We start from the raw sequence: 22,719 nt of genomic DNA, 5'->3' as shown, positions 1-22,719 counted from the left end.
GTAATAGTGCCGCCTGAAGATCGGGACGACGGCGCAACAGATCTGCAGGCAGGCCAGTAGCCGGCAGAGGCCCCAGCAGAGGCAAGTCAGAGTTCTCTGGCAGGCTTGTACCACCTGGAACACTTCCTACAAGAATCGCCAACTGGTGTTCCAGATTACGAAGCTGAGTCTCCGCCTGTGTTGCCTCACCCTCGGTCTGTGCCAGTAGCTGACGCTGGCGATAGACATCACTGGCATTCACCTGACCGATGCGGAACCTGGCTTCAATCAGTTTCAACAGCTGTCGATTCAGTTCGAGCTGACTCTCTATAAGCTTGCGTTGCGCCCGCTGCTCCAACAGCTGATACCAGGTATCTGCCAGAGTTACACTGAGACTCAAGGCCGCCGTCTGCAGGTCAGCTTCTGAAGCCTCGGCATCCAGAGTCGCCGCATCAGCTGTGGCCTGAACACGCCCCCAAAGATCAAGCTCATAGGCGGCGTAGAGCCCAAACTGGCGACTGGTACTCCCCTTTGCTTCATTCGAATCCTGATGGGTAACACTACCTCTCATGTCCAGGCTTGGCAGTCGTGCTGCACCCTCCCGTAGCGCCACTGCTTCAAATTGCTGCAACCGTGCCCAGGCAGCACGCAAGGAGAAATTATCGGCCAAGGCCTGTTCTATCAGGAGTTCGAGCCCCGAATCGGAAAAATCTCGCCACCAGCGATCCGAAACTGGACGCTCACCACCCTCAACGCTGAATTGCGCAGGCGGTTTCAATGGCAATGCCTCACGAGAAGGCATAGCGCTACAAGCCGACAGCAACCAAGCCACCAGAAGGAGTGAAAAGCAAAAATGGTGGGAACAACAACGCAGTAACAAACAGCACACCCTTAGTTAAGCCAGGAATCCGGTCAAAATATTGCTCATCATTATCCCGACCTGACAGAGAATGGAAAACTCTTTTCTTGTATCACAATGTGTCTTCTTACTCCTTTGAAACATCTTGACACAATCGAGACTCTGTCAGGTTTGAAATATTCATTTCTAACCGATTGATTGATGCTGCAGCGGCAGAGATAGGTTAGCTTGCTTGTGTACGACAGCAGAATTGCAGATATTCTCAATCTGGAAGTCACTCACCTCCGGCCGGGCATCGACAACATAACACCACTCTCTGACATTTATCAGTGGCAGAGTGAGTGTATAACGATAAAAGTGCGCTACGTATCTACCTGGCCAGAAAAAGGAGCACGCTCAGTCAGGATAGAGATCAATATTCACCCTACAGTGTCCGCCTGATTGAGGAGATATCAACGTGAAGCAAGGGCAAGTCACAAAATATGCGGATCGAATGAACCGAGTTTTCGATAAGATCGATCAACATCTTGATGAGGATCTATCAATTGATCAGCTGATATACCTGTGAATGCGCAAGGGGTGACAACGAAACGAATTCCAGCAGGCCGCTGTGCGAAGGTACGCCACATCGGTTCTACGGATCGTATCGACGAGAGCATCTACCCCTAATATCGCGACTGGCTGCCAGAGAGCGGCGAAGAGTTACGGGATTTTCCACCCTTCTTCCACTACTTGAAGCGGGTTCCGGATGTACCGGAACACGAACAGATAACAGATATCTATCTGCCTTTAAAATAAGACTCCTCGAAAAAACCCGGAGGTCGATTTTGAATGACAACCCCCAACAACCAACCGAAAGATATAGACAGAATTGAGTTAAATTGTAATATCTTGCGGAGGTCAGCCCTCAATACCGAAATTGCCAAAATGATTGACGAGCTGAAAACCAACGATCACCATATCACCACTATCCGGAATAGATTCTGAAGCTGAATTCCACCAAAAGCCATGATGAATCGTAGGGTGGGGCCATGCCCCACCTGCAGGGTGAGGTTTTCAAAAAACCCAGATATTTATTCATTACCAGCAGCGTATCTATATCGACTCATCAGGTGGTTTTATTTCAGTTGGGCATGGTGCGGCAAGGCCGCACCCTCGCCTATTCACCTAACCATGGTGGGGCATGGCCCCACCCTACCTGTGATTTAGAGTGTGGTGAGGTAAGACCTTTGATTCGAAGCGTAGGGTGGGGCCATGCCCCACCTGCCACTCAAATTACCGCACCAATTACTGATCGCCATAAAACCCCACCCTGTGGTGTAAGTAGCCCTATCAATGCCATACAGTTCAGCACAACAGTCATCCAAAAGAGTGCCCGGAATGGCTGCTTCTTTGTTTTATGTCGCAAATGGCTTTGCGCCATCAATGCACCAGGCCAACCGCCAACAAGAGACATTAGATGCAGCGCATTCTCACTGGTACGCCAACCGTCTCTTACTGCTGCGACCTTATCAAGCGCATAGGCAGAAAAAGTTATGGCACTGGCAACAACATAGAGAAATATGAGCGGAGCTGGAATGAGGGAAAGATAGGCAGCTCCACCAACAAACATCAGGAAACCTAATACTGAAAGATTAGCCAGAACACCTGAAGAACCTTTTTGCTTTACAGTTTTTGCAACACCAGCAATAGTAGCTTTATCAGCACATCGTCTGCCACGGGAATCGCTCGAAATCGAATAGGTAACAACATCGCCAACGACTGGACGACGAGCCCTGTTCGCAAAGGCTTTGATATGGACAAATGTTCGCTTACCTCCAGCAAGCGGAACGATGAATCCATAACCTTTATCGTCATGCCAGGAGGTGATTCTTCCCTTTCTTCGCACCAATATACCTCGTCAAAGATTATGTACCATATGGTTGATCGGTTCATCTTACAAGAGCAAGGGGCTTGATAGTTCCTGGCGCTTGGTAACACAAATCACAAATGCCAATTGCAAACAAATCTTCTACAATCATACTTGGCTTTACAAGCTTATATTAATAACAGGGGTCGGAGTCGACAGTCCACATATCGTGAATTACTTCAAAAATAAACTAGTGCGATACCACATCAAACCATTCCACTCTCGATTCGACTCCGACCTCGGGAGGTAAGAGATATCAAAATGAGCAAAAACAACAGGGATGATTACCAATCATTATGGGAAAAACTATCAGTCGAGTGTTTCAATAAATGCTGGGAATATATCGATAAAGAAAGCCGAAGTGTTGAAGATAATGAGGAGATGATACTTCTGGCTTCAACCTCTCTCTGGAGTTGGAAAAACCGCTCTGATTGCACACCTCAGAACCTATCAACAGCTTATTGGCAAATGGCGAGAGTTCACTGTCTGTCCGGCAACCTGCAAATTGCTGAAGAGTATGGCAAAAAAAATGTGGAAATTTCAAAAAAACATCAACTACCTCCTTTTTTCCTTGGGTATGCCTATGAAAATTTAATTCAATGCTCTGTTCTCTCCAACAACCTGCATGAGGCAAAAGCGTACCTTCAACTGGCAAAGGAACAACTGGAGAGAATAAAGATTGAATCTAATAGAGAGTTACTTTCTGCTGACCTCAAAACATATAGCCAAGCAGTTGAAAAATGATCATGACAATATCTGTTTTCATTTACAAAAATTGACCCTAGTCTCTACGTAAGGCTTCAACAGGAAGATAGTTTGCGGCCCGTCTTGCAGGATAGTAACCAGAGGCCAGGCCCACCAGAACCGAAACGATTAATCCTGTTAACACACCACTCAGCGTTGGCATCAACGGAAAACCGGTGACCAGATCAAGCACGCACCGCAGGGCAACACTCACCCCGTAATATAGCCAGATCACGGGTCTCCACCCCCGAGCCTGTGCGTACTCGCTTCTGTGGGTCTTTATCTCCATAATCACGAAACACCCATATTGAACTCAGCCCAAAAGTCTCCAGCTCTTTCAAGACGAAATGCTTTACCCCCACTGCTTACCGCACTGACAGTCATCACTGCTGCAATACCGATGGCAATACCAACCACACTAAGCAGTGATCTCAAGCGGTTCTGCCATAGGGCATAGATTGCTTCATTCAAAAGCTCGATGAAGACCCGCAAACCGTTCACACCACCACACCATCGTGTAGATTGATCACCCGATCAGCATCAGCCCAAGGAACAGCAGAACAACGATCGTCAATACAAGAGTGCGCTTCAGTTTCATATCGGTTGAGATCAGAAATGGTATACCGCGCCGATAAAGCCACCAGCCATATTACGCTTATCAACGATGGGACTGTCACCGATACCATCACCTAAACGTCCGACACCAACGCCACCAACCAAATGGGTATGCTTCGTAAGTTGATACTCTGCCTGAATGCCAAGGAATGGCGTGACAGTGGATCTCCCTTGATAGGCCTCACGTTGGGAATTCACCTCATCCTCGTCAACACCAAAGTAGTAGTCAGCCAGGTCACTGCTTTGCCAACTGACTCCAAGCTCAGGTCTCAATGTCCAACCACTAAACTGCATGGGATAGGCATAACTGACAACCAGCTCCTGACCTTTCGAACGACCGCTGATATCTGCCAAAAGTTGTCCATTCAACTGACCGAGTTCACTGCCCCAGCTGAAATCTATGCCGGCATCAAAGCCAGGTTTACGTTTATGTAAACCCTCCAGCTCATCATTGTCATCAGGGTCAATACCCATGGCACGAAATCGTCCAACCAGGTCAAGGTTAAAATTTTCTTCTTTAATCAGACTGTATCCCAGGCCACCAAAATTTGTGCTTCCATTGAAGTAAGAGAGGCCGGGGTTACCCAGATTGGCATGAAAGCGATCCCCCCGGTAGGCCACTACCGGAACCAGTGCAGCATAACCGTCTTCACCGACAACCGGATTACGCCCTCCCCCCAGATTGGCACCGACAAGCCATTCACCGGCGGATGTCTGAGCAGATAGAAGTGATATGCCCAGGGCAAGCGCAACAGTCGGGATATTGCTCGTACTTGAAGAGTGAAAAACAGGGTTTTGCATAGTAACGTCTCCTTTTATTCATTGACGTCACCAGAGTAAGAAACCGGCCTGTTAATGTCTGTGGTGGTATTGTTTGGGAATGTATCTCTCTGTAACAGACTCTTGTAAAGGGCCTGCCATTCCCTGCGAGCCACGCCTTGATCTGACGTATTGGGGCGGCTCTGAATGGTACAGAATCTATGACGAGGTACACTAGTGCCTGCAGAATTCTGAATCATGGACGATATAGCATTAAGCGCAGTTCAATTTTCAGCGTAGATTAAGTAACTAATAGATTTTAGAAATATCCATTGAAACTATATAGTTAGCCCTTATCTCAGCGCTTGAGCCAAATTGTCAGCTAATAGTATTTTTTTTCGTATTGCAGCAGGTAGCAGGATGTTCAGGTTATTCTCAGCTCTATTTACCGCGATGGTAGTCAGCACAACGTCAGTCTGGGCGACACCGGTCTTATATATCAATGACAGTGCGAACTTTGAAGACGCTACAGAAAACCTGATCTTCAGCCATGAGAGTTTCGAACAGACCTCGCAACAGTGGTCAGAACGTTGTGGTGATGTTTCACCTGACGCCTGTGCACCGTCCAACCGCTATGCCGAACAGCTACAATTTGACCAGGTCAATGTCTCCACTGAAGAGGGTGAACACTTCAGACTCGAAACAGCCTACAAAAATAGTGGAGACTTTGTCAGTGACGGCCTCTCTTCTATCTCTGCTGCCCCAGGTGGCTATCAGAATTGGGGACCGGTGACATTCAGCTTTGAAAATGCGATCAATGCGATTCAGTTCGACCTGCTGGATGTGGCCACCTCTATTGGTGACACTGTACTGACCTTCACAACCAACAGTGGATATGAGTCACTTCTGTTCCACCTGCCGGGATCAGACGATAATAACGGCCGATTGGATATCATCTCTTTCTACGACCCTACTCAGAGCTTTACAGCTTTCACACTCAACTTTGACTGTTCTCAAGCAACAGGTTCGAGTTGCGCCACTGACGATTTAGTGGGCGTGGATGCCATGCGTTTTGCTGCGGTACCTGAGCCAGATCTGCGCTATCTGATGTTCGCCGGCTTGCTCATGTTACCTTGGCGCACCCGGCGCTATTGCAGAAATCGATAGATCATCCATTGGCAGATAGCTGACTGATTTAAAGACAACCACAAACCTATCACTGTTTAATTAACCCACAAATTCACCATTACCCTCCATCCCAACTTCAAGAGACTCTTGAAAACAAACACAAAACAGACGTAGGGTGGGGCCATGCCCCACCATAAGGCGTTAGATGCAAAGTCCTACTGGTGGCTAACAGACCCTAGATCATGAGTTAACAGCAGCAACATCACTACAGTGTTTATCACCCTATTTTGTAGGGCAAAGCCCCACACCACAGCAAGTTGATAGCTACATTTTTCTCGCAGCAGTCATACCTTAGAGTATGAGTAATTTAAACTGACGGGTTGAAGCAACAATGACACTGATTACAAATGTTTGAAAGTTGATGCTATATTGTAAACCCTATTTAATTTAGGAGGTTACTCGATGCCACATAATTGCCAGACAGCAGATGAGCAGTAGTTCTATTCATGAGGAACATCTCCTTTATACTAGGCAGGATTAAAAAACAATCCGCCAAAGCCAAGAAGAGAGACCTGGAAAACTATCTTGATAGTCGATACTAAGCTAAGCCTGGAGTTAGCAAAGGAGTATTACAAGCTAGCAATAAAATCCAGTATCGGTTTTTATGCTTTACTTGCACTGGTTACCTATTTCTACTGGGATTATATTTCGACACCGATTCTGCTTTCCCTGGTAGGCTTTAGCTACATCACTGCGACTCTCTTCCTAATCTCTGCCTATCTATTCAAACGACTTGGAACAGAGGTCAATGCTGCGCGCTGGTTGAGAATCTTTACTTTTCTCGCACTACTCAATGACATACCCTGGGGATTGATTGGCCTAGCAGGCTACTCGATAGAGGTTGAGACCTATCAGACGATAACCCTGTTTATGCTTGCAGGTATAACTGCCGGTGGCATCATAACCCGCGCTTCAATATTCAAGAATTATGTTTTCTCACTTATAGCAATACTCTCACCAATTTCTTTCACACTGGCGCTGGAGAATTCTGAAAAATCTATAATCATGCTAGGCATGATACTGATCTATACCCTCTTCGTGCTATCAGCAGCAAAAGAGTACAGCACAGCCATAACTCGAAATATTCGCCTCTGGCTCGATAATGAGAAACTGGTCAGTGAGCTAAGAAACTCAAACGCAAACGTTGAAGAGGCCAGGGAGAGAGCAGAACAGGCGAACATTGCCAAAAGCCAATTTTTGGCCACGATAAGTCACGAACTTCGCACGCCACTGAATGGCGTTATAGGTTTTACCGATTTATTGCAGAGTGAACCACTTGATTTGAAATATAAAGAGTCTGTAGATCAGATTGAAAAAGCCGGTAAGAGTCTTCTGCATATCGTAAATGATATTCTTGATATCACTGCTATCGAAGCAGGGCATATTCACATCACTGAGGAGTCTTTTTCTCTATCTAAGGAGATGCAGGACCTTGTTGCCATGCTCCAGCCCATAGCCAACAAAAAAGGGTTATCCTTCACATTGAAAGTCGATAGTGACGTAGAGGATGTGATACGCGGAGATGTCAGTCGAGTTCGACAGATTGTGGGCAACCTGTTATCCAATGGACTTAAGTATACCGAATCTGGGTATGTCACTCTTCATATCAGTACAAAAGAGAAGTCACCAGATAGCACAATTCTAATATTTGACATACAAGATTCCGGCATTGGCATCCCTACAGATAAATTGACCTCCATATTTGAGAACTTTACACGACTAGAGGGGTTTGAGACTCGTCGAAATGAAGGAACCGGCCTCGGCCTGGCTATTGTCAAGAACCTGGTAAATCGGTTGGGTGGTCAGCTTTATGTCCAGAGCGAGGTTGCTCAGGGAACATGCTTCAGTTTAATTCTGAGATTTGAATCAGGAAATAGGAACGAAATAGTTGAAAAACAAAAAACCGTCAATACTGATACCGAGTTACACAACCTAAAAGTGCTTATCGTTGACGACAACGATATAAATCGTCGACTGCTTAATGTCTTTCTCACCAAGTTGGGCGCAAAATTTGATGAGGCTAAAAATGGAACAGAAGCTCTGAAGCGAATGCGTAACGAACAATATGATGTTGTACTGCTTGATATTCAAATGCCAGACATCACTGGCCTGGAGGTTGCAGCTGTAGTTCTTGAAGAGTTTGAATCCCCACCTATACTGATCGCTATTACAGCTCATGCATTTCCTGAACAACGCAATAGCATACTCGATGCAGGCTTTACTGATTTCCTGAGTAAACCAGTCACGTTGAATGTGCTTACAAATATGCTCCTCAAGGTTTATGAGGAGAAATCCGAAAATTTCTTTCACAGCAGAGAAACACCGAATCAACATGGAAGTTAAAATTCAAATCAACGATTCGATTGAAGAGAATGAAGTGGTTGAGCTGTACCGTGCAAATGGATGGTCTTCAGCTGAAAAACCAAAACCACTATTACTCGCCTTAGAAAACTCCCACACACTGGTAACAGCTCGCATTGATGGTAAATTAGTTGGTATTGGCAACGCGATATCAGATGGGCATTTAGTTGTTTACTACCCACACATGCTGGTTCACCCGGTGTACCAAGGCAAAGGAATTGGTTCCAAAATGATGCACGCCATGCAGTCAATCTATAAAGAGTTTCACCAGCAGATGTTAACTGCTGACATTAATGCAATCGAGTTTTATAAAACAGTAGGCTTTGAACCAGCGGTGAATACTCAATCGATGTGGATTTATGAAGGTAACGATCACTAGTGTGCTGTACCTGAATAGATATCATACTCAGACTTGTGTAGCTGGCCAGGCAACAATAAAACGTGCCCCACCACTGTCGGCACGCTCTACCCAAACCTTGCCATCATGCCAACGCACAATCTGCTGCACAATGGCCAACCCCAAGCCAACACCACCAGATTCCCGGTCTCGTGCAGCGTCCAGTCTGGCAAAAGGTTTGAATATTCGCTCGCTCTCTTTCTCAGGCACTCCGGCACCATCATCTTCAACAACGATTCTAGCCATACCCTCTCGATACTCCCCTCTGATCACTAAACTCGATTCTGCGTGACGACGTCCATTTCTGAGTAGATTCTTAACCGCTCTGCCCATCAGTTTTGAATCGAGAGCAACTTGTAGTTGATCATATTTTGCCTGTGAAATAAGTTCAGGCTTAAGTTCTGAAAAATCATCCTCAATCTCAATCAGCAGTGCCTGCAGCCAATCCTGCAAGTAGACGGTATCCAACACCAATTCCGGACGCTCCCGGTCGAGACGTGAATAGCTGAGCGATTCATTCACCAACTCTTCCAGCTCAACAATATCTTTGCGCATGGCGGTGATATGGCGATCTCTATCCTCCTCTGCAAGCGGTTCTGCCAACATATCCACACGAAAGCGTAAGCGGGCTATTGGTGTACGCAGTTCATGGGAGACTGCTCCGGTCAACTCTCTGTGAGATAGAATCAGCTTTTGTATACGCTTTGCCATGGCATTAAAGGTCTCAGCCAGGGCTTTCAGAGCCGCACCTTTACCTACTGTCAAACGGGTATCGAGATCCCCTGCTCCTAGCCTGCTGACCCCTTGATCAAAACGGTTCAACTCCCGCCACACAGGACGCACCCAGAGGTAGACAGCCAAAGCAACCACTAAGGCAAAAACAACCAGTAACAGCATATTGAAATGGCGCAATACAAAAGGCGCTTCATAAGGCCCGGCGCGAAACACCAGATCAGAATCAAGCACTCGGGCATAGTAAGTTTCACGGCTATCCTGCATACCGAGCACTACAACCTTGCCTGCTTTTATCTCAGTCAACCGGTCTGCTGGTAGCGAAGGGTCATCGAGGGGCAGCAAACTCAACGGCATTTTGAATCTTTGGCCCAGCATCTGCAGAACCTGTGGCCACTCTGCCTGCTCTTTCTGCAGAAACAGATCTTCAATCAAACGTACTATACCCTCGACATCCTCCACCTCCTGCTGCTCTTGACTCACACCCAGAGCCAACATCAGATAACGATCAGAAGCGGGCACTCGTTTGTAAAACCGAGTCTGGCCATCCTTGTCAGTAAAAACAAATTCACCCTGCTTGAGTTCGGATTGATCGGAAACCTCCGTTGGCAACTCATCAAAATCGAATAACACCAAGCCACTTTTGAAATTTACTTCCAGCTCAACAATCACCTGATCCCATTCGTCATTGGGTCTGGCTTTCAATCTATCTTCCACCAGACCAAAAACGCCAAACATGGAACGTTCATAGTGATCATGAATCGTCCCTTTCAGTGCCACTTCGGGCAGCCAGATGAGCCCTAAAACAAAAAGGGTACAGGTAAAAAAGAGTACGCCGTAGAGGGTAAGGTAGAGCCGCACCATGATTCCGATCAGCCCCAGGCATCTGGCACAAACAGATAACCCCGTCCGCGCACTGTCTTGATGCGGTAGGGTCGATGGGCGTTGTCGTTCAGTTTACGTCGCAATCTCGAAATACCAATATCCACAGAACGATCCAAGCCGTCATAACCAAAACCGCGCAACGTCTTCAATGCACTATCCCGGTCAACTACTCTGCCGGCAGTGCCAGCCAGCAACCACAACAGATCAAATTCCCCCGTTGAAAGCTCAATCGGCTCTCCATTGAGGGTTGAGGTTCTTGCACTGGCATCAACATGCAATCCACCAAAGGTAAGTTGATCACCTACAGGAGTAGTTGGTGGGGAGGTGATAACGCGATATCGTCGCAGTAAGGATCGCAGTCGAGCCAGTAGCACACGAGGTTCAACAGGCTTGGTCAGATAGTCATCAGCACCCAACTCCAATCCCACCACTTCATCCACATCCTCATCCCGGGCGGTGAACATGGCGATAGGGCCGTTAAACTCCGCCCGGATCTCACGACAGATCTCCAAGCCATCACGCCCTGGCAGATTCAGATCCAACACCAGAATATCCGGCTTGAGTGTTCGCACTCTCTCGATCGCTGTATCCCCTCGATGCTGCAGATGCACTTCAAATTCATATCTCTGCAGATACTCCTGCACCAACCCTGCCAGCTGAACATCGTCTTCCACCAACAGCACCCTGGGCGGTCTATCTGTGGTATTTTCGTGCATTTAAAAAAACCTCTACTTTCGTCACCCCTGACATTAGCACGCCATGCGCAAAAAGCCTGTTGCGCTGGGTATTCGACTGTAACATAGTGTAACAACCTGCCTGCATCCCAGGTATTTACTAACCAGGCCATCGATATTAATACACGACGGCCTGTCATTAAATATATGAGGATAGGGGCTACAAGCATGACTCAGCTCGGTGTTGCGGCTCTTGACAAGGGATGGGCTATTCCATCCTTAGCTCCGTAAACGGCACATCCCTGTGCCACTCCTGCCGGCGAGCCGCGCCCCGAAGGAAGTGCCCTTGGGGTGCGCCTTGATCTGAGCTACGCTTGTAGCCCTGAGTCTATTAATATCGTATGGCCTGGTTAGTATCAGCCAGTGAGACCTGATTGGGCATCGCGCTAAATTTGGCGCATTTCAACAGGGGTATGTTGACCGAGAAGGAAATGCCTATACTCTGCAAATAATATTTTGTAAACGTAATTTGGAATTCGATCTCAGATGAGTGATATGGACCTTACAACCGACTACCTTGGCTTAAGCCTCAAAAGCCCATTAGTACCTTCAGCCTCTCCGTTGTCACGCAGCATTGATGACGTGCGAAGAATGGAGGATGCCGGCGCATCGGCCGTAATCATGTACTCACTTTTCGAAGAGGCAGTTACTGCAGAAGAGGAGAGCATGGTGCGCTTTCTGCACCACCAGGACACCGGGTTTTCTGAAGCCGATGGATTTCTTCCTGATCATTACGACTTCTCCAACGGTCAAGAGCGTTACCTGGAAAACCTCCAGACACTCAAGAAAGCCGTCGATATCCCGATTATTGCCAGCCTCAATGGCACCACCCCAGGCGGCTGGATTACCCACGCTACTGAGATGGAACAGGCTGGCGCCGATGCCATTGAACTGAACATATATCAGGTTGCGGCCGATATCGAAACCAGCGGCACGGAGATTGAACAGCGCTATATAGAACTGCTGACCCAGTTGGAACAACGGGTAAACCTGCCTATCAACATGAAGTTATCTCCGGCCTTCAGCGCTATGGCCAATATGGTCAAGCAGCTGGAAGCAGCTGGTGCCAGTGGCGTCTCCCTGTTCAATCGCTTCTACCAGCCCGATATCAACATCGACAATCTGCGACTCACCAGCTCACTTCATACCTCCACCTCGTCAGAAGCCCTGCTGGCAATGCGCTGGATCGCAATACTGCATGGGCGCACCAAACTCTCACTGGGGGCGACTGGCGGTATTCATACCGCTGAGGATGCCATCAAGTTACTGCTGGCGGGAGCCGATGTGGTTCACCTTTGCAGCCTGCTGCTCGAACAGGGCCCAGGAGCGATCCGTGGTCTACTTGAAGGTATCGAATCCTGGATGGAGGAGAAGGGCTTTGAGTCAGTTGAGGAGTTTCGTGGCAGACTCAGCCAGGTCAGTGTAGCCGACCCAAGCGAATTCGAACGGGTCAACTATGTACATATTCTGGACAGCTTCAGTTTTGGACCTGGCGTGCGAAGTTAGATGTAGACTATGGCAAAATGATAACAGACACCCACTCTCTTATGCTTCGCGTTAGCAGTCAGCGTCAACCCCTGACATAATAAGCAGCTATTTACTCTGCCAGATGGACCAACAGATCTCTTGTGACTGATCAGATTCACTACGAACATCCATTGAATGAAAGGATTCGCACCTTTCTTCGACTTGAACACCTGTTTCTACAGGTGGATCACTTTCGTCCGCTTGCCGACAGCTGGAGCAACCGGGCTGCGGTTAGTGGTCTGCTCAGTATCATGACTGTATTCGGACGTTCAGACTTGAAGACGGAGATTCTCAAGGAGCTGGAGCGTCATATCAGCAACCTGGAGAGGGTACGTCAGCAGCCGGAGGTTAACATGCAGACCCTGGGGCTGGTTCTGGATGATCTGGAACAGGCGATCCACCAGGTCTATCGAATGGACGGACAGATCGCCCGCAATCTGCGCAATAACGAATTCCTCACTGCCATCATGCAACGCAGTAGCATTCCTGGTGGTGGCTGCAACTTCGACCTCCCCCAGTACCATCGCTGGCTCAATCAGCCCCATGAAGTACGTCAGAACCAGATGAGCGAATGGATGCAGGAATTGCATCCGGTACGCGAAGCTGTGGTGCTGTTGCTCAACCTGGTTCGTGGCAGCAACCTGCCCAGTGAAGAGAGAGCGCTACAAGGTTTTTTCCAGAAAACCCTGGAACCTTCATCACCAGCACAGATGGTCAGAGTGGGTCTGCCGAGACAGACCGATGTCTTCACAGAGATCAGTGGCAATAAGCACCGTTTCAGCATTCGCTTTCTGGAGACTACCGATAGCGGCAAGCCTACTCAGTCCAAGCAGGATATCCCTTTTCAACTCACCACCTGCATCTTCTAATGAAAAGAAAAGCACCGACAACAGTGCCTTGCCCCAACTGTGGCAAAGAGGTCATCTGGGCAGACTCTTCAAAATGGAAGCCCTTTTGCAGCGATCGCTGCCGTCTGATCGACCTTGGGGAGTGGCTGGATGAGAGCCATCGCATCACAGAACCAGTCAACGGATATATCGAAAAAGAGCAATCCGACTAAGCTGAGCCTCGCAAACTTTTCGTTATCTTCTCGCAAACACGTCGAATCTCTTTAATCCACTCAGCTGCTTGCTGGTTGTTTTGGACTAACGGTTCTACCAGAGTCTTCAATTGACTGCAGTGCCAATGAGCCTGGTGCAGTTGCTGCTCCTTCTCCAATCGCTCTGCCTGCTTGATATGGTGGTGATAGAGAGATTCGGCGTGCCTGAAATCGAGTGCTGCAATCAACCGATCCCTATACTCATCGGTCATTGGCGTGAGTAACCGGCGCTCTTTGAGCAGCCAATCCACCTCTTTCAACAGACGCGAAAACTGTTCCAGACGCAGGGCATCCAGATGGGTATCCTGAGGCTGAGCCTTGACCTCTCCCACGGCCTGCTCTGCGGCCTGAATCATCTGATTGATACCCTCGTACTTGTGATGCATCTGCTTCAGCGCCTGCAGACGAACCAAAATATCCTGACGCAGCAAGGTTTCAACCTCCACAGGCACAGGCAGCCCTGGAATACGTTGAATCAAGGCCTCGATCTCAGTTACCCGGTTAAGGATACGCTGAACCTTCTGGTTACGCTCTTCCACGAAGTCGTTATAGCGCTGGATAATACTTGCCAGCACCAGGGTGAGGACTAATAATCCCCCAACCACAATAAATAGTGTTGTCTGCTCCATAGGATCTATCGCTATGTCTCTGTTCTGGTTATTAACCCGGCGATTAAGTATGTTGTCTTCAGGGTTAATAGTAATAATATGCTCGCCCCATAATAGGCTATATGGGGCATGCCAATCAGTTAAATTTTATAAAACCTGCCTTAGAATTAAACTGTAGGTTTTTACCGAAGCCTGAACATAGAACCAGGGCCTGGTAACACTAATCGAATCGGCCCCAAAAATGGGTTATAGGATAGCCTAATATTGAAAACAGTCCTGGAGGGATTCTGATGTCCTGGGTGATGATCATATTACTGCTGATAGCCAGTTATCTTATTCTGGTCCCCCTGCTCACCTACCTCTCGGCAAAGCGCCAGATCGGTCAAAAAGTAGCGACTGATGGCCAGCAAGCAAAGGATCAGTTGATCTACTTCTATAGTGATAACTGCCCTCCCTGCAAAACAATGACGCCTGTGATCGACGAACTGTCAGAGCGTCATGACAATATCAGCAAGATTGATGTTAAGCGTGATCCAGAAGCGGCGAGAGCGTATAAAGTACGTGCTACACCAACATTAATTCTGGTAAAAGATGGCTTCATCGACGATATTCTCCTGGGCGCCAAAAACGCATCTCAACTTGAAACACTTCTGAGCAAAATCAGCTAATGCACTATAAAGTAATCCCCGTAACCCCTTTCCAACAAAACTGCACAATATTCTGGTGCGAAAACACGCGATCTGCTGCGATCATCGATCCAGGCGGGGATAGTGAGCTGATCATTGAGCAACTTAACGATCTCGAGCTGAAACCTGAAATGATCCTGCTCACCCATGGACACCTTGACCATGCCGGTGGCGCAGTGGAGCTGGCTGAAAGACTAGAGGTACCAATCATCGGCCCCAATCAGGAAGATGCCTTCTGGCTCGAAAATATGCAGCAACAAGCCAGTATGTTCGGCTTTGGGGATGCCAGGAATTGTACCCCGGACAAATGGCTGGAACAGGGCGATGAGGTAACAATCGGTGATGAGAGACTGGAGGTGATCCACTGCCCAGGCCATACACCCGGCCATGTCATCTTTTTTCACCGCGACAGCCGGCTGGCTCAGGTGGGTGACGTACTATTCAAGGGCTCTATAGGCAGAACAGATTTTCCGCGGGGCGACCACAACACCCTACTGCGCTCTATAAAAGAGCGGTTGTGGCCTCTGGGGGATGATGTGCGATTCATACCAGGCCATGGACCAGATTCCACATTTGGCGAAGAGCGCCAGACCAACCCCTTCGTCGCCGACGGATTATAGCAAGTTGAGTGAAACCCTGCCGTTCCATCCAACTCCACTTTAGCCACCCATCTGCTCGAGACAAACAGACTGACTGGTGCGGCAAGGCCGCACCCATTCTCTTCGAATAGATTATTCGCAGCTCAATTTCTCCGACAGTTGATCCAAGTCAACACTTACCCTTGAAAACACAACATATAGTGCTTCAATTAATTGTTACTAACAATATGTTGAGTGAAATCAATAACAATGGGAGGAGAACCCAAGATGTCAGCCACCCTGTCTCGACAGCCACTCTCTACGCCCACCAGGATTTTCAAACGTGATGGCAGTAAGGCTGATTTCGATCCGCTCAAGATCCACAACGCCATCCTCATGGCCGGTGAGGCCAGTGGGGAGTTCGACAATGACGAGGCAGAGCTGCTTACCGCCCATGTAATCAAAGTGCTCACCCACACCGGGTATCGGGAGAGAACCCCCAGTATTGAACGCATCCAGGATGTGGTTGAACAGGTGTTGATCAGCGCCAACCATCTGCAAACCGCCCGAGCTTATATTGTCTATCGGGAGCAGCACAAAAAGCTGCGCCAGGATCGCCGCACGCTACTGGATGTCGCGGACTCGGTAAATGAGTATCTACAGCGATCGGACTGGCGAGTCTCAGCCAATGCCAACCAAGGCTACTCATTGGGCGGACTGATATTAAATGCCTCCGGTAAGATGATTGCCAACTATTGGCTCAACCATGTCTACCCACCGGAGATTGGTGAAGCCCATCGAGAAGGGGCACTGCATATCCATGATCTGGATATGCTGGCTGGGTATTGTGCAGGATGGTCCCTGCGCACCTTATTGCATGAGGGACTGAATGGTGTACCAGGAAAGGTTGAGTCCTCCCCCCCAAAACATATCTCCAGCGCCATAGGCCAGATTGTTAACTTTCTCGGCACCTTACAAAATGAGTGGGCCGGTGCTCAGGCATTCAGTTCATTTGATACCTATATGGCCCCTTTTGTAAGAAAGGATCAACTCGACTACAGCCAGGTAAAACAGGCAATTCAGGAACTGATATATAACCTCAATGTACCCTCTCGCTGGGGCACCCAAACACCCTTCACCAACCTCACCTTTGACTGGGTCTGCCCGGAGGATCTGCGTCAGCAGGTTCCACTGATCGGTGGCATCGAAATGCCCTTCTGTTATGGCGAACTGCAGGCTGAAATGGATCTCATCAATCGCGCCTATATCGAAGTAATGACAACAGGGGACGCCAAAGGCAGAGTATTCACTTTTCCGATTCCAACCTACAACATCACACCGGACTTTCCCTGGGAGAGTGAAAACGCCACAAGACTGTTTAAGATGACCGCGAAATATGGACTACCCTATTTCCAGAATTTTCTTAATTCGGAACTTAGCCCGAATATGGTCAGATCGATGTGCTGCCGCCTGCAACTCGACCTGCGCGAACTATTAAAACGGGGCAACGGTCTATTTGGTTCAGCTGAGCAAACCGGCTCTCTTGGTGTGGTGACACTTAACTGCGCCCGCCTGGGATTTCAATTTACAGAGAACGAAACAGCCTTACTGAAACGCACTGACGAACTACTTAGACTGGCTCGCAATAGCCTGGAAATAAAAAGAAAGGTTATTCAGCGTCATATGGATGCGGGCCTGTTTCCCTACACAAAAAGATACCTGGGTACGCTACGCAACCACTTCTCGACCATAGGGATCAATGGAGTGAATGAGATGATCCGCAATTTCAGCCGAGACAGATTCGACATCACTGACGCTGACGGCAAAGCCCTGGCGGAGCGTTTTCTCGAGCGGATTCGTCAACAAATGGTGGCCTTTCAGGAAGAGACTGGGCATCTTTATAATCTGGAAGCGACTCCGGCTGAAGGTGCAACCTACCGATTTGCCCGGCTCGATCAGAAAAAATTTCCCGACATTCTGCAAGCCGGAACTCAGAACAAACCTTACTACACCAACTCATCGCAATTGCCGGTAGGATATACCGACGACCCATTTGCTGCTCTGCAACATCAGGAATCACTGCAGCGTAAATACACCGGCGGCACGGTGCTGCATCTATTCATGAACGAACAGATCAGCAGTACTGAGGCCTGTAAAAAACTGGTGAGGCGGTCATTGGCTAATTTTCGCATCCCCTATCTGACCATCACCCCGACCTTCTCCATCTGTCCGGTGCATGGCTATCTCAGTGGCGAGCACGAATTCTGCCCCCAATGTGATGATCTATTGATACAACAGAAGCAAAAGGAGCAAGCAGATGACTCAATCCACTGAGTTAAGAGATGAAGAGCGCACCCGCTGTGAAGTCTGGACCCGTGTGATGGGTTACCACCGACCTATCTCAGCATTCAACCCTGGGAAACAGGCAGAACAGGCTGAGCGTCTATGCTATCGGGAACCGCATTCCGAGGTCAGTGAGCAGAAAGCATAGTGAATACCCCCACCACCCCCTCACCCCTCAGGGTGGGGGGGCTGACCCCCATGACCATGATCGACTATCCTGATCAACTGTCAGCGGTAATCTACTGTCAGGGCTGTCCACTGCATTGCGACTACTGCCATAATCCTGAACTCATACCCAGCAATGGCGCCCCACTTATCCCCTGGGGTGAAATAGTGGCATTTCTCGATCAGCGCAGAGGATTGCTGGATGCCGTTGTATTCAGCGGCGGAGAACCTACCTTACAGTCAGCTCTTTTCGATGCAGTAAAAAGTGTAAAAAAGATGGGTTATTTGATCGGCCTGCATACCGCAGGAATCTACCCGATACGATTAGCAAAGTTGTTACCCTATCTGGACTGGGTGGGTCTCGACATCAAAGCTCTTGAAGAGGAGTATCACACCATCACCAGGGTACCCAGTAGCGGTAAATCCCCATGGCAGTCTGCCCAGATACTGGTTTCAAGCAGCACACCCCACCAGCTAAGAACCACGCTTCACCCGATCAATTCAGCCCCTGACAAACAAAAGCTGCTGATCAAAAGACTCAAACTATTAGGTAATATCGATCATGTATGGCAAACCTGTCGGCCCAATGATTGTCATACAGATGAAAGCAATTTCAAGTTACCTCATTAGTTTCTACTAATAATTTCATATGATTTTGTTTACATAGTCTTTTTGCATTGATTATCGACTTGACGTAACATCCGACAGTCAAGAAAAAAATACCCCATCCTATAGGGAACATTTGAGGGGATAATAAGTAAACGACATAAGGAAAAGAGACTACTTTTCCGAAATCGAGGGTGGAGTATGTTCAGAGAGCGCGCTGCCAAACAGTCCGCGGGAAAAATATCTTTAATCCTGGTAGGCATAATTTTCATTGCAGGTATAGCCTTTTCCGGGCTATTCAGCATGGGCCTGACCTATACCAATGAAATGGAATTCTGCACCTCATGTCACTCCATGAAGGTCAATCTCGAAGAGTATAAAGAGTCACTTCACTACAAGAATGCCTCAGGCGTACAGGCAACTTGTTCCGACTGCCATGTTCCTAAGCCTTTCATTCCTAAAATGATCGCAAAAGTAATGGCCGCCAAGGATGTCTACCATGAGATCATGGGCACCATCGACACCAAAGAGAAGTATGAAGCCCATCGCTGGGACATGGCCAACCGTGTCTGGGACAAGATGCGAGCCTCTGATTCCAGAGAGTGCCGCTCATGCCACGAATTCGAGAACATGGATCTCAGTGAACAGGATCGAAGCGCTCGTAAACGTCACCCAAAGGCCATGGATGAAGGCAAGGCCTGCATCGACTGTCACGCTGGTATAGCTCATGAAGAGCCCGACGAGCCAGAAGAGCCCGATACACCATGACTGTCATTATCTGTCACAACCGATATTCACCAGGTATGTAGATAATCCATGAAAAAAACCAGACTGTTAATTGCCACGCTCACCCTGCTGCTTAGCACTGCGCTGATGGCTTCAACTACCGAGGATGAGAGGGAACTGCGGCTTGCAGCGGATGTCGGTGATGTGGAAACCATCACCCATCTTCTGGATAAGGGCGTTTCAGTGGATAGCGCAAACAAGTTTGGCAAGAGCGCTTTGATGATTGCCGTAGAGAGCAATAACTTCGAGACTGTAGTACTGCTACTGAGCCGAGGCGCCAATGTCAATGCGCGCACCGTTGCGGGCTGTACGGCACTGACCTTCGCTGCAGAAAATGGTCATCCGGCACTCACAGCCATGTTACTTGAACGAGGAGCCAATCTTCACGATCGTACACGGGCTGGCTGGGATTCCCTGATGATTGCATCCCGCTACGGCATTACCGACATGGTAGAGCAGTTGCTATTCAAGGGTGCAGATCCAAAGGCTTCAGATAAGCATGGCCAAAATGCCATCATGATGGCGGCAATGAAAGGCCATATCGAAACAACAAGAATGCTTGCCAAGCACCATTCAGATCTGAACAGCAAGGATAAAAACGGTTCTACCGCACTAATTCTGGCTGCAGATGCAGGACATGTGGATACGGTACAAGCTTTATTGGACTACAATCCTGACATCAACGCACAAGACAATGATGGCGCAACAGCGCTCGTCTGGGCAGTAGGTCAGAACGAACTTGAGACAGTAGAGCTGCTGCTGAAAGCCGGAGCCGATGTCAATCTGGCAGATATTGATGGCGTCACGCCGCTTATGGAAGCGGCTCGCACTGGATCTGAAGAGATTACAAAGCTGTTGCTACAGCACAATGCAGATAAAACGAATAAAGATAATGAAGGCCACACCGCAGCAGATATTGCGGCAAAAAAGAAACACAGCAAACTGTCAGGCCTTCTGAAATAAAAGAGCATAGCTCGGGTGGAGACACAGCATGTTGTCATCTGATGACAACATAAAATTGAGTAAAAAAGTTTCCCCTCAAGCTTAGGCAACAGGATCAGTCACTATGCTGCTCCGGTTCGTGTAACAGGGCCAGTTATGTCTCCTGTTATAAACTAGTGTAAGCCTGTTTAAATACCAAAGGAGGTAACATGGCGTACAACAATCTAAAGAGGGCCTTGATCGGGGCGCTGGTACTCAGTGCATCATCTGTGGCTTTCGCTGCTGATGAAAAACCCCTAATGTCGGGCGCCAGTGCCACCATGCTGGCGAACACCTGTGCTGGCTGCCATGGCACCCATGGCGCAAGTGCTGGGCCGGCAACACCAAGCATTGGCGGAATGTCCGCAGTCTACTTCGAAGAAGTCATGCAAGGCTTTAAAGATGCTGAGATTAAATCCACCATCATGACCCGTATCGCCAAGGGATACAGCGAAGATGAAATTAAAGCCATGGGCGAATACTTCAGTAAACAGCCCTTCGTAATGGCCAAACAATCTTTCGACGCTGATAAAGCGAAAAAAGGCGCTAAGCTGCATGACAAGTATTGTGAAAAGTGTCATGCCGACAACGGCACCTCTGCAGAAGATGACTCTGGCATTCTGATGGGCCAGTTGACCCCTTATCTTCACTACACCATGGCCGATTTCAAAGCCGGTGATCGTGAAATGACCAAGAAGATGAAGAAAAAGGTCAATCAACTGCTGAAAAAAGAGGGTAACGATGGTATCGATGCCCTACTCCACTTCTACGCCCAAGGCAAAAAATAAGGGGAATGAGGAATATGAAGATTACCCGAAGAGGATTTGTTAAAGGCGCAGGTGCAGCTACAGCTGTTGGCATGATGGGAACACCCTACATTGCCCTCGGCGCTTCCAAGAAAGTCGTAGTCGTCGGTGGTGGTACAGGTGGCGCAACCGCAGCGAAATATCTGCGTATGGCTGACCCTACCATCGAAGTCACCTTGATCGAAGCAAATAAACACTACTATACCTGCTACTTGTCCAACGAAGTACTGGGCGGTGACCGCAGCATTGACTCCATCAAGTTCGGTTACTCCGGTCTTGGCAAACATGGCGTCAAAGTGGTTCACGACGTAGTAACTGCAATCGACGCAAAGGCCCAAACTGTCACAACTGCTGGCGGTCAAAGCTTTAACTATGACCGTTGTATCGTTGCCCCTGGCATCGACTTCAAGTGGGAAACCCTGGAAGGCTATGACGCTAAAGTTGCTGAGACCATTCCACACGCCTGGAAAGCCGGCTCTCAGACCGTAACACTGCGCAAACAGCTTGAAGCGATGAAAGACGGCGGTACCGTTGTGATTGCGCCTCCTGGCAATCCATTCCGCTGCCCTCCTGGGCCTTATGAGCGCGCTTCACAGATTGCTCACTATCTGAAGCAGCACAAGCCTAAGTCCAAGATCGTGATTCTTGATCCTAAGCCTAAGTTCTCCAAAATGGGGCTCTTTACTCAGGGTTGGAAAGCGCTCTACGGCTATGAGACCGACAACTCTATGATTGAGTGGCGTGGCAGTGCCCAAGGCTCAAACGATAACGCAGTAGTCAAGGTTGATGCAGGCTCAATGAGTGTCACCACCGGTTTTGATGACACCATCAAGGCTGACGTCCTGAATGTCATTCCAAACCAGAAAGCAGGCAAGATCGCCTTTGCAGCCGGTTTGACCAATGACAGTGGCTGGTGCCCAATCAACCTGCACACCTTTGAATCCACCATGCACAAGAACATTCACGTGATTGGTGACGCTTCTATTGCCAAAGGCATGCCTAAGTCAGGCTATGCGGCAAACTCAGAAGCCAAGGTTTGCGCAGCAAGTGTCGCTGCACTTCTGAATGGCCAGGAACTGGGCACTCCAGCTTATGTGAATACCTGTTATTCCATCGTAGGCAAAGAGTGGGGCATCTCAGTTGCGGCTGTATACAAGCTGGCTGAGGATGGATCTAAAATCACCAAGGTTTCTGGTGGTCTTACTCCAACCGATGCAACACCTGAAATGCGGGCACGTGAAGTGGCCTATGCACACAGCTGGTTTACTAATATCACCAACGATATTTTCATGTAAGCCTACTGAGGATCATGGATTGATTCAAAAAAAAGCGGGGCAATGCCCCGCTTTTTTTATCTCTTTAAACCACCCCT

At 48.5% G+C, this 22,719-nt stretch carries 25 protein-coding genes; 17 read left to right on the top strand and 8 right to left on the bottom strand.

The window, feature by feature from the left end; translation table 11 throughout:
• The coding region (locus tag AC4IFB_RS18295) for a TolC family protein (protein ID WP_490780948.1) at positions 1–781 on the bottom strand (781 nt) is incomplete at its 3' end.
• Between the two features lie 738 nt (positions 782–1,519).
• Between AC4IFB_RS18295 and AC4IFB_RS18290 the strand changes: the two genes are divergently transcribed.
• Positions 1,520–1,636 (top strand): GyrI-like domain-containing protein, encoded by a 117-nt coding sequence (locus tag AC4IFB_RS18290; protein ID WP_490778035.1) that lies wholly within the window; start codon positions 1,520–1,522, stop codon positions 1,634–1,636.
• A 472-nt stretch (positions 1,637–2,108) separates the two neighbouring features.
• On the opposite strand, the gene AC4IFB_RS18285 is transcribed toward AC4IFB_RS18290, so the two are convergent.
• Complete coding sequence (locus AC4IFB_RS18285; RefSeq protein ID WP_490780947.1) at positions 2,109–2,726, bottom strand: DUF1294 domain-containing protein; 618 nt, start codon at positions 2,724–2,726, stop codon at positions 2,109–2,111.
• A 282-nt stretch (positions 2,727–3,008) separates the two neighbouring features.
• Here AC4IFB_RS18285 and AC4IFB_RS18280 point away from each other — a divergent pair, with 282 nt between their 5' ends.
• Entirely contained in the window at positions 3,009–3,491 is a 483-nt protein-coding gene (locus AC4IFB_RS18280; RefSeq protein ID WP_490780946.1) for a hypothetical protein, read from the top strand.
• Positions 3,492–3,528: 37 nt separating this feature from the next.
• Here the strand turns inward: AC4IFB_RS18280 and AC4IFB_RS18275 are convergent, their stop codons facing one another.
• The 3 genes from AC4IFB_RS18275 to AC4IFB_RS18265 all read right to left on the bottom strand — a co-directional run bounded on the left by AC4IFB_RS18275 (position 3,529) and on the right by AC4IFB_RS18265 (position 4,907).
• A complete protein-coding gene (locus AC4IFB_RS18275) occupies positions 3,529–3,726 on the bottom strand; it encodes an ABC transporter permease (RefSeq protein WP_490780945.1) in 198 nt (65 codons plus the stop codon).
• 56 nt (positions 3,727–3,782) lie between these two features.
• Positions 3,783–3,992, bottom strand: coding sequence for a hypothetical protein (locus AC4IFB_RS18270; protein ID WP_490780944.1), 210 nt, complete (start codon positions 3,990–3,992; stop codon positions 3,783–3,785).
• Between the two features lie 108 nt (positions 3,993–4,100).
• Positions 4,101–4,907, bottom strand: coding sequence for a MipA/OmpV family protein (locus tag AC4IFB_RS18265; RefSeq protein WP_490780943.1), 807 nt, complete (start codon positions 4,905–4,907; stop codon positions 4,101–4,103).
• Between the two features lie 378 nt (positions 4,908–5,285).
• Between AC4IFB_RS18265 and AC4IFB_RS18260 the strand changes: the two genes are divergently transcribed.
• The 3 genes from AC4IFB_RS18260 (at position 5,286) to AC4IFB_RS18250 (ending at position 8,793) form a co-directional block, all read left to right on the top strand.
• Positions 5,286–6,032: a hypothetical protein gene (locus AC4IFB_RS18260; protein WP_490780942.1), complete on the top strand. Its 747-nt coding sequence runs from the start codon at positions 5,286–5,288 to the stop codon at positions 6,030–6,032.
• A gap of 546 nt (positions 6,033–6,578) precedes the next feature.
• A complete protein-coding gene (locus AC4IFB_RS18255) occupies positions 6,579–8,396 on the top strand; it encodes an ATP-binding protein (protein WP_490780941.1) in 1,818 nt (605 codons plus the stop codon).
• Entirely contained in the window at positions 8,386–8,793 is a 408-nt protein-coding gene (locus AC4IFB_RS18250; protein WP_490778005.1) for a GNAT family N-acetyltransferase, read from the top strand. Before AC4IFB_RS18255 ends, AC4IFB_RS18250 begins: the two co-directional genes overlap by 11 nt.
• A 27-nt stretch (positions 8,794–8,820) precedes the next feature.
• Here AC4IFB_RS18250 and AC4IFB_RS18245 read toward each other — a convergent pair whose 3' ends face one another.
• Together AC4IFB_RS18245 and AC4IFB_RS18240 are read right to left on the bottom strand one after the other, a co-directional pair.
• Positions 8,821–10,407 (bottom strand): ATP-binding protein, encoded by a 1,587-nt coding sequence (locus AC4IFB_RS18245; RefSeq protein WP_490780940.1) that lies wholly within the window; start codon positions 10,405–10,407, stop codon positions 8,821–8,823.
• An 8-nt stretch (positions 10,408–10,415) separates the two neighbouring features.
• On the bottom strand, positions 10,416–11,144 hold the full coding sequence (locus tag AC4IFB_RS18240) for a response regulator (RefSeq protein ID WP_490778007.1): 729 nt from the start codon (positions 11,142–11,144) through the stop codon (positions 10,416–10,418).
• A 513-nt stretch (positions 11,145–11,657) separates the two neighbouring features.
• Here AC4IFB_RS18240 and AC4IFB_RS18235 point away from each other — a divergent pair.
• The 3 genes from AC4IFB_RS18235 (at position 11,658) to AC4IFB_RS18225 (ending at position 13,749) form a co-directional block, all read left to right on the top strand.
• Entirely contained in the window at positions 11,658–12,668 is a 1,011-nt protein-coding gene (locus tag AC4IFB_RS18235) for a dihydroorotate dehydrogenase-like protein (RefSeq protein WP_490778036.1), read from the top strand.
• A 122-nt stretch (positions 12,669–12,790) separates the two neighbouring features.
• Complete coding sequence (gene zapD / locus AC4IFB_RS18230; RefSeq protein WP_490778008.1) at positions 12,791–13,558, top strand: cell division protein ZapD; 768 nt, start codon at positions 12,791–12,793, stop codon at positions 13,556–13,558.
• Entirely contained in the window at positions 13,558–13,749 is a 192-nt protein-coding gene (locus AC4IFB_RS18225; RefSeq protein ID WP_490778009.1) for a DNA gyrase inhibitor YacG, read from the top strand. The genes zapD and AC4IFB_RS18225 overlap by 1 nt, the downstream gene beginning before the upstream one ends.
• Here AC4IFB_RS18225 and AC4IFB_RS18220 read toward each other — a convergent pair.
• On the bottom strand, positions 13,746–14,417 hold the full coding sequence (locus tag AC4IFB_RS18220) for a hypothetical protein (protein ID WP_490778010.1): 672 nt from the start codon (positions 14,415–14,417) through the stop codon (positions 13,746–13,748). The two genes, AC4IFB_RS18225 and AC4IFB_RS18220, sit on opposite strands and share 4 nt — an antisense overlap.
• Before the next feature lie 269 nt (positions 14,418–14,686).
• On the opposite strand from AC4IFB_RS18220, the gene AC4IFB_RS18215 reads away from it, so the two are divergent.
• From AC4IFB_RS18215 to AC4IFB_RS18175, 9 genes are all read left to right on the top strand, one after another.
• Positions 14,687–15,064 (top strand): thioredoxin family protein, encoded by a 378-nt coding sequence (locus AC4IFB_RS18215; RefSeq protein WP_490778011.1) that lies wholly within the window; start codon positions 14,687–14,689, stop codon positions 15,062–15,064.
• Positions 15,064–15,702, top strand: a complete 639-nt coding sequence (locus AC4IFB_RS18210) for an MBL fold metallo-hydrolase (RefSeq protein ID WP_490778012.1) — start codon at positions 15,064–15,066, stop codon at positions 15,700–15,702. Before AC4IFB_RS18215 ends, AC4IFB_RS18210 begins: the two co-directional genes overlap by 1 nt.
• 246 nt (positions 15,703–15,948) lie before the next feature.
• Entirely contained in the window at positions 15,949–17,994 is a 2,046-nt protein-coding gene (locus AC4IFB_RS18205) for a ribonucleoside triphosphate reductase (RefSeq protein ID WP_490780939.1), read from the top strand.
• On the top strand, positions 17,978–18,151 hold the full coding sequence (gene nrdD, locus AC4IFB_RS18200) for an anaerobic ribonucleoside-triphosphate reductase (protein ID WP_490778014.1): 174 nt from the start codon (positions 17,978–17,980) through the stop codon (positions 18,149–18,151). The genes AC4IFB_RS18205 and nrdD overlap by 17 nt, the downstream gene beginning before the upstream one ends.
• The gene (locus AC4IFB_RS18195) at positions 18,151–18,798 is read left to right on the top strand and encodes an anaerobic ribonucleoside-triphosphate reductase activating protein (RefSeq protein ID WP_490778015.1); all 648 of its coding nucleotides are present in this window, start codon (positions 18,151–18,153) and stop codon (positions 18,796–18,798) included. The genes nrdD and AC4IFB_RS18195 overlap by 1 nt, the downstream gene beginning before the upstream one ends.
• A gap of 177 nt (positions 18,799–18,975) precedes the next feature.
• Positions 18,976–19,542 carry a NapC/NirT family cytochrome c gene (locus AC4IFB_RS18190; RefSeq protein ID WP_490778016.1) on the top strand — a complete coding sequence of 189 codons (567 nt, stop codon included), beginning with the start codon at positions 18,976–18,978 and terminating at the stop codon, positions 19,540–19,542.
• A 48-nt stretch (positions 19,543–19,590) separates the two neighbouring features.
• Positions 19,591–20,523 carry an ankyrin repeat domain-containing protein gene (locus AC4IFB_RS18185; protein ID WP_490778017.1) on the top strand — a complete coding sequence of 311 codons (933 nt, stop codon included), beginning with the start codon at positions 19,591–19,593 and terminating at the stop codon, positions 20,521–20,523.
• 188 nt (positions 20,524–20,711) lie between these two features.
• The gene (locus tag AC4IFB_RS18180; protein ID WP_490778018.1) at positions 20,712–21,329 is read left to right on the top strand and encodes a c-type cytochrome; all 618 of its coding nucleotides are present in this window, start codon (positions 20,712–20,714) and stop codon (positions 21,327–21,329) included.
• A gap of 14 nt (positions 21,330–21,343) precedes the next feature.
• A complete protein-coding gene (locus AC4IFB_RS18175; RefSeq protein ID WP_490780938.1) occupies positions 21,344–22,642 on the top strand; it encodes an FCSD flavin-binding domain-containing protein in 1,299 nt (432 codons plus the stop codon).
• The last annotated feature ends 77 nt before the right edge of the window (positions 22,643–22,719 follow it).

This window comes from Candidatus Thiodiazotropha sp. AKIB8, assembly GCF_058244675.1.
The sequence above is the reverse complement of the archived record's forward strand: the minus strand, read 5'-3'. Positions and strand labels throughout refer to the sequence as shown.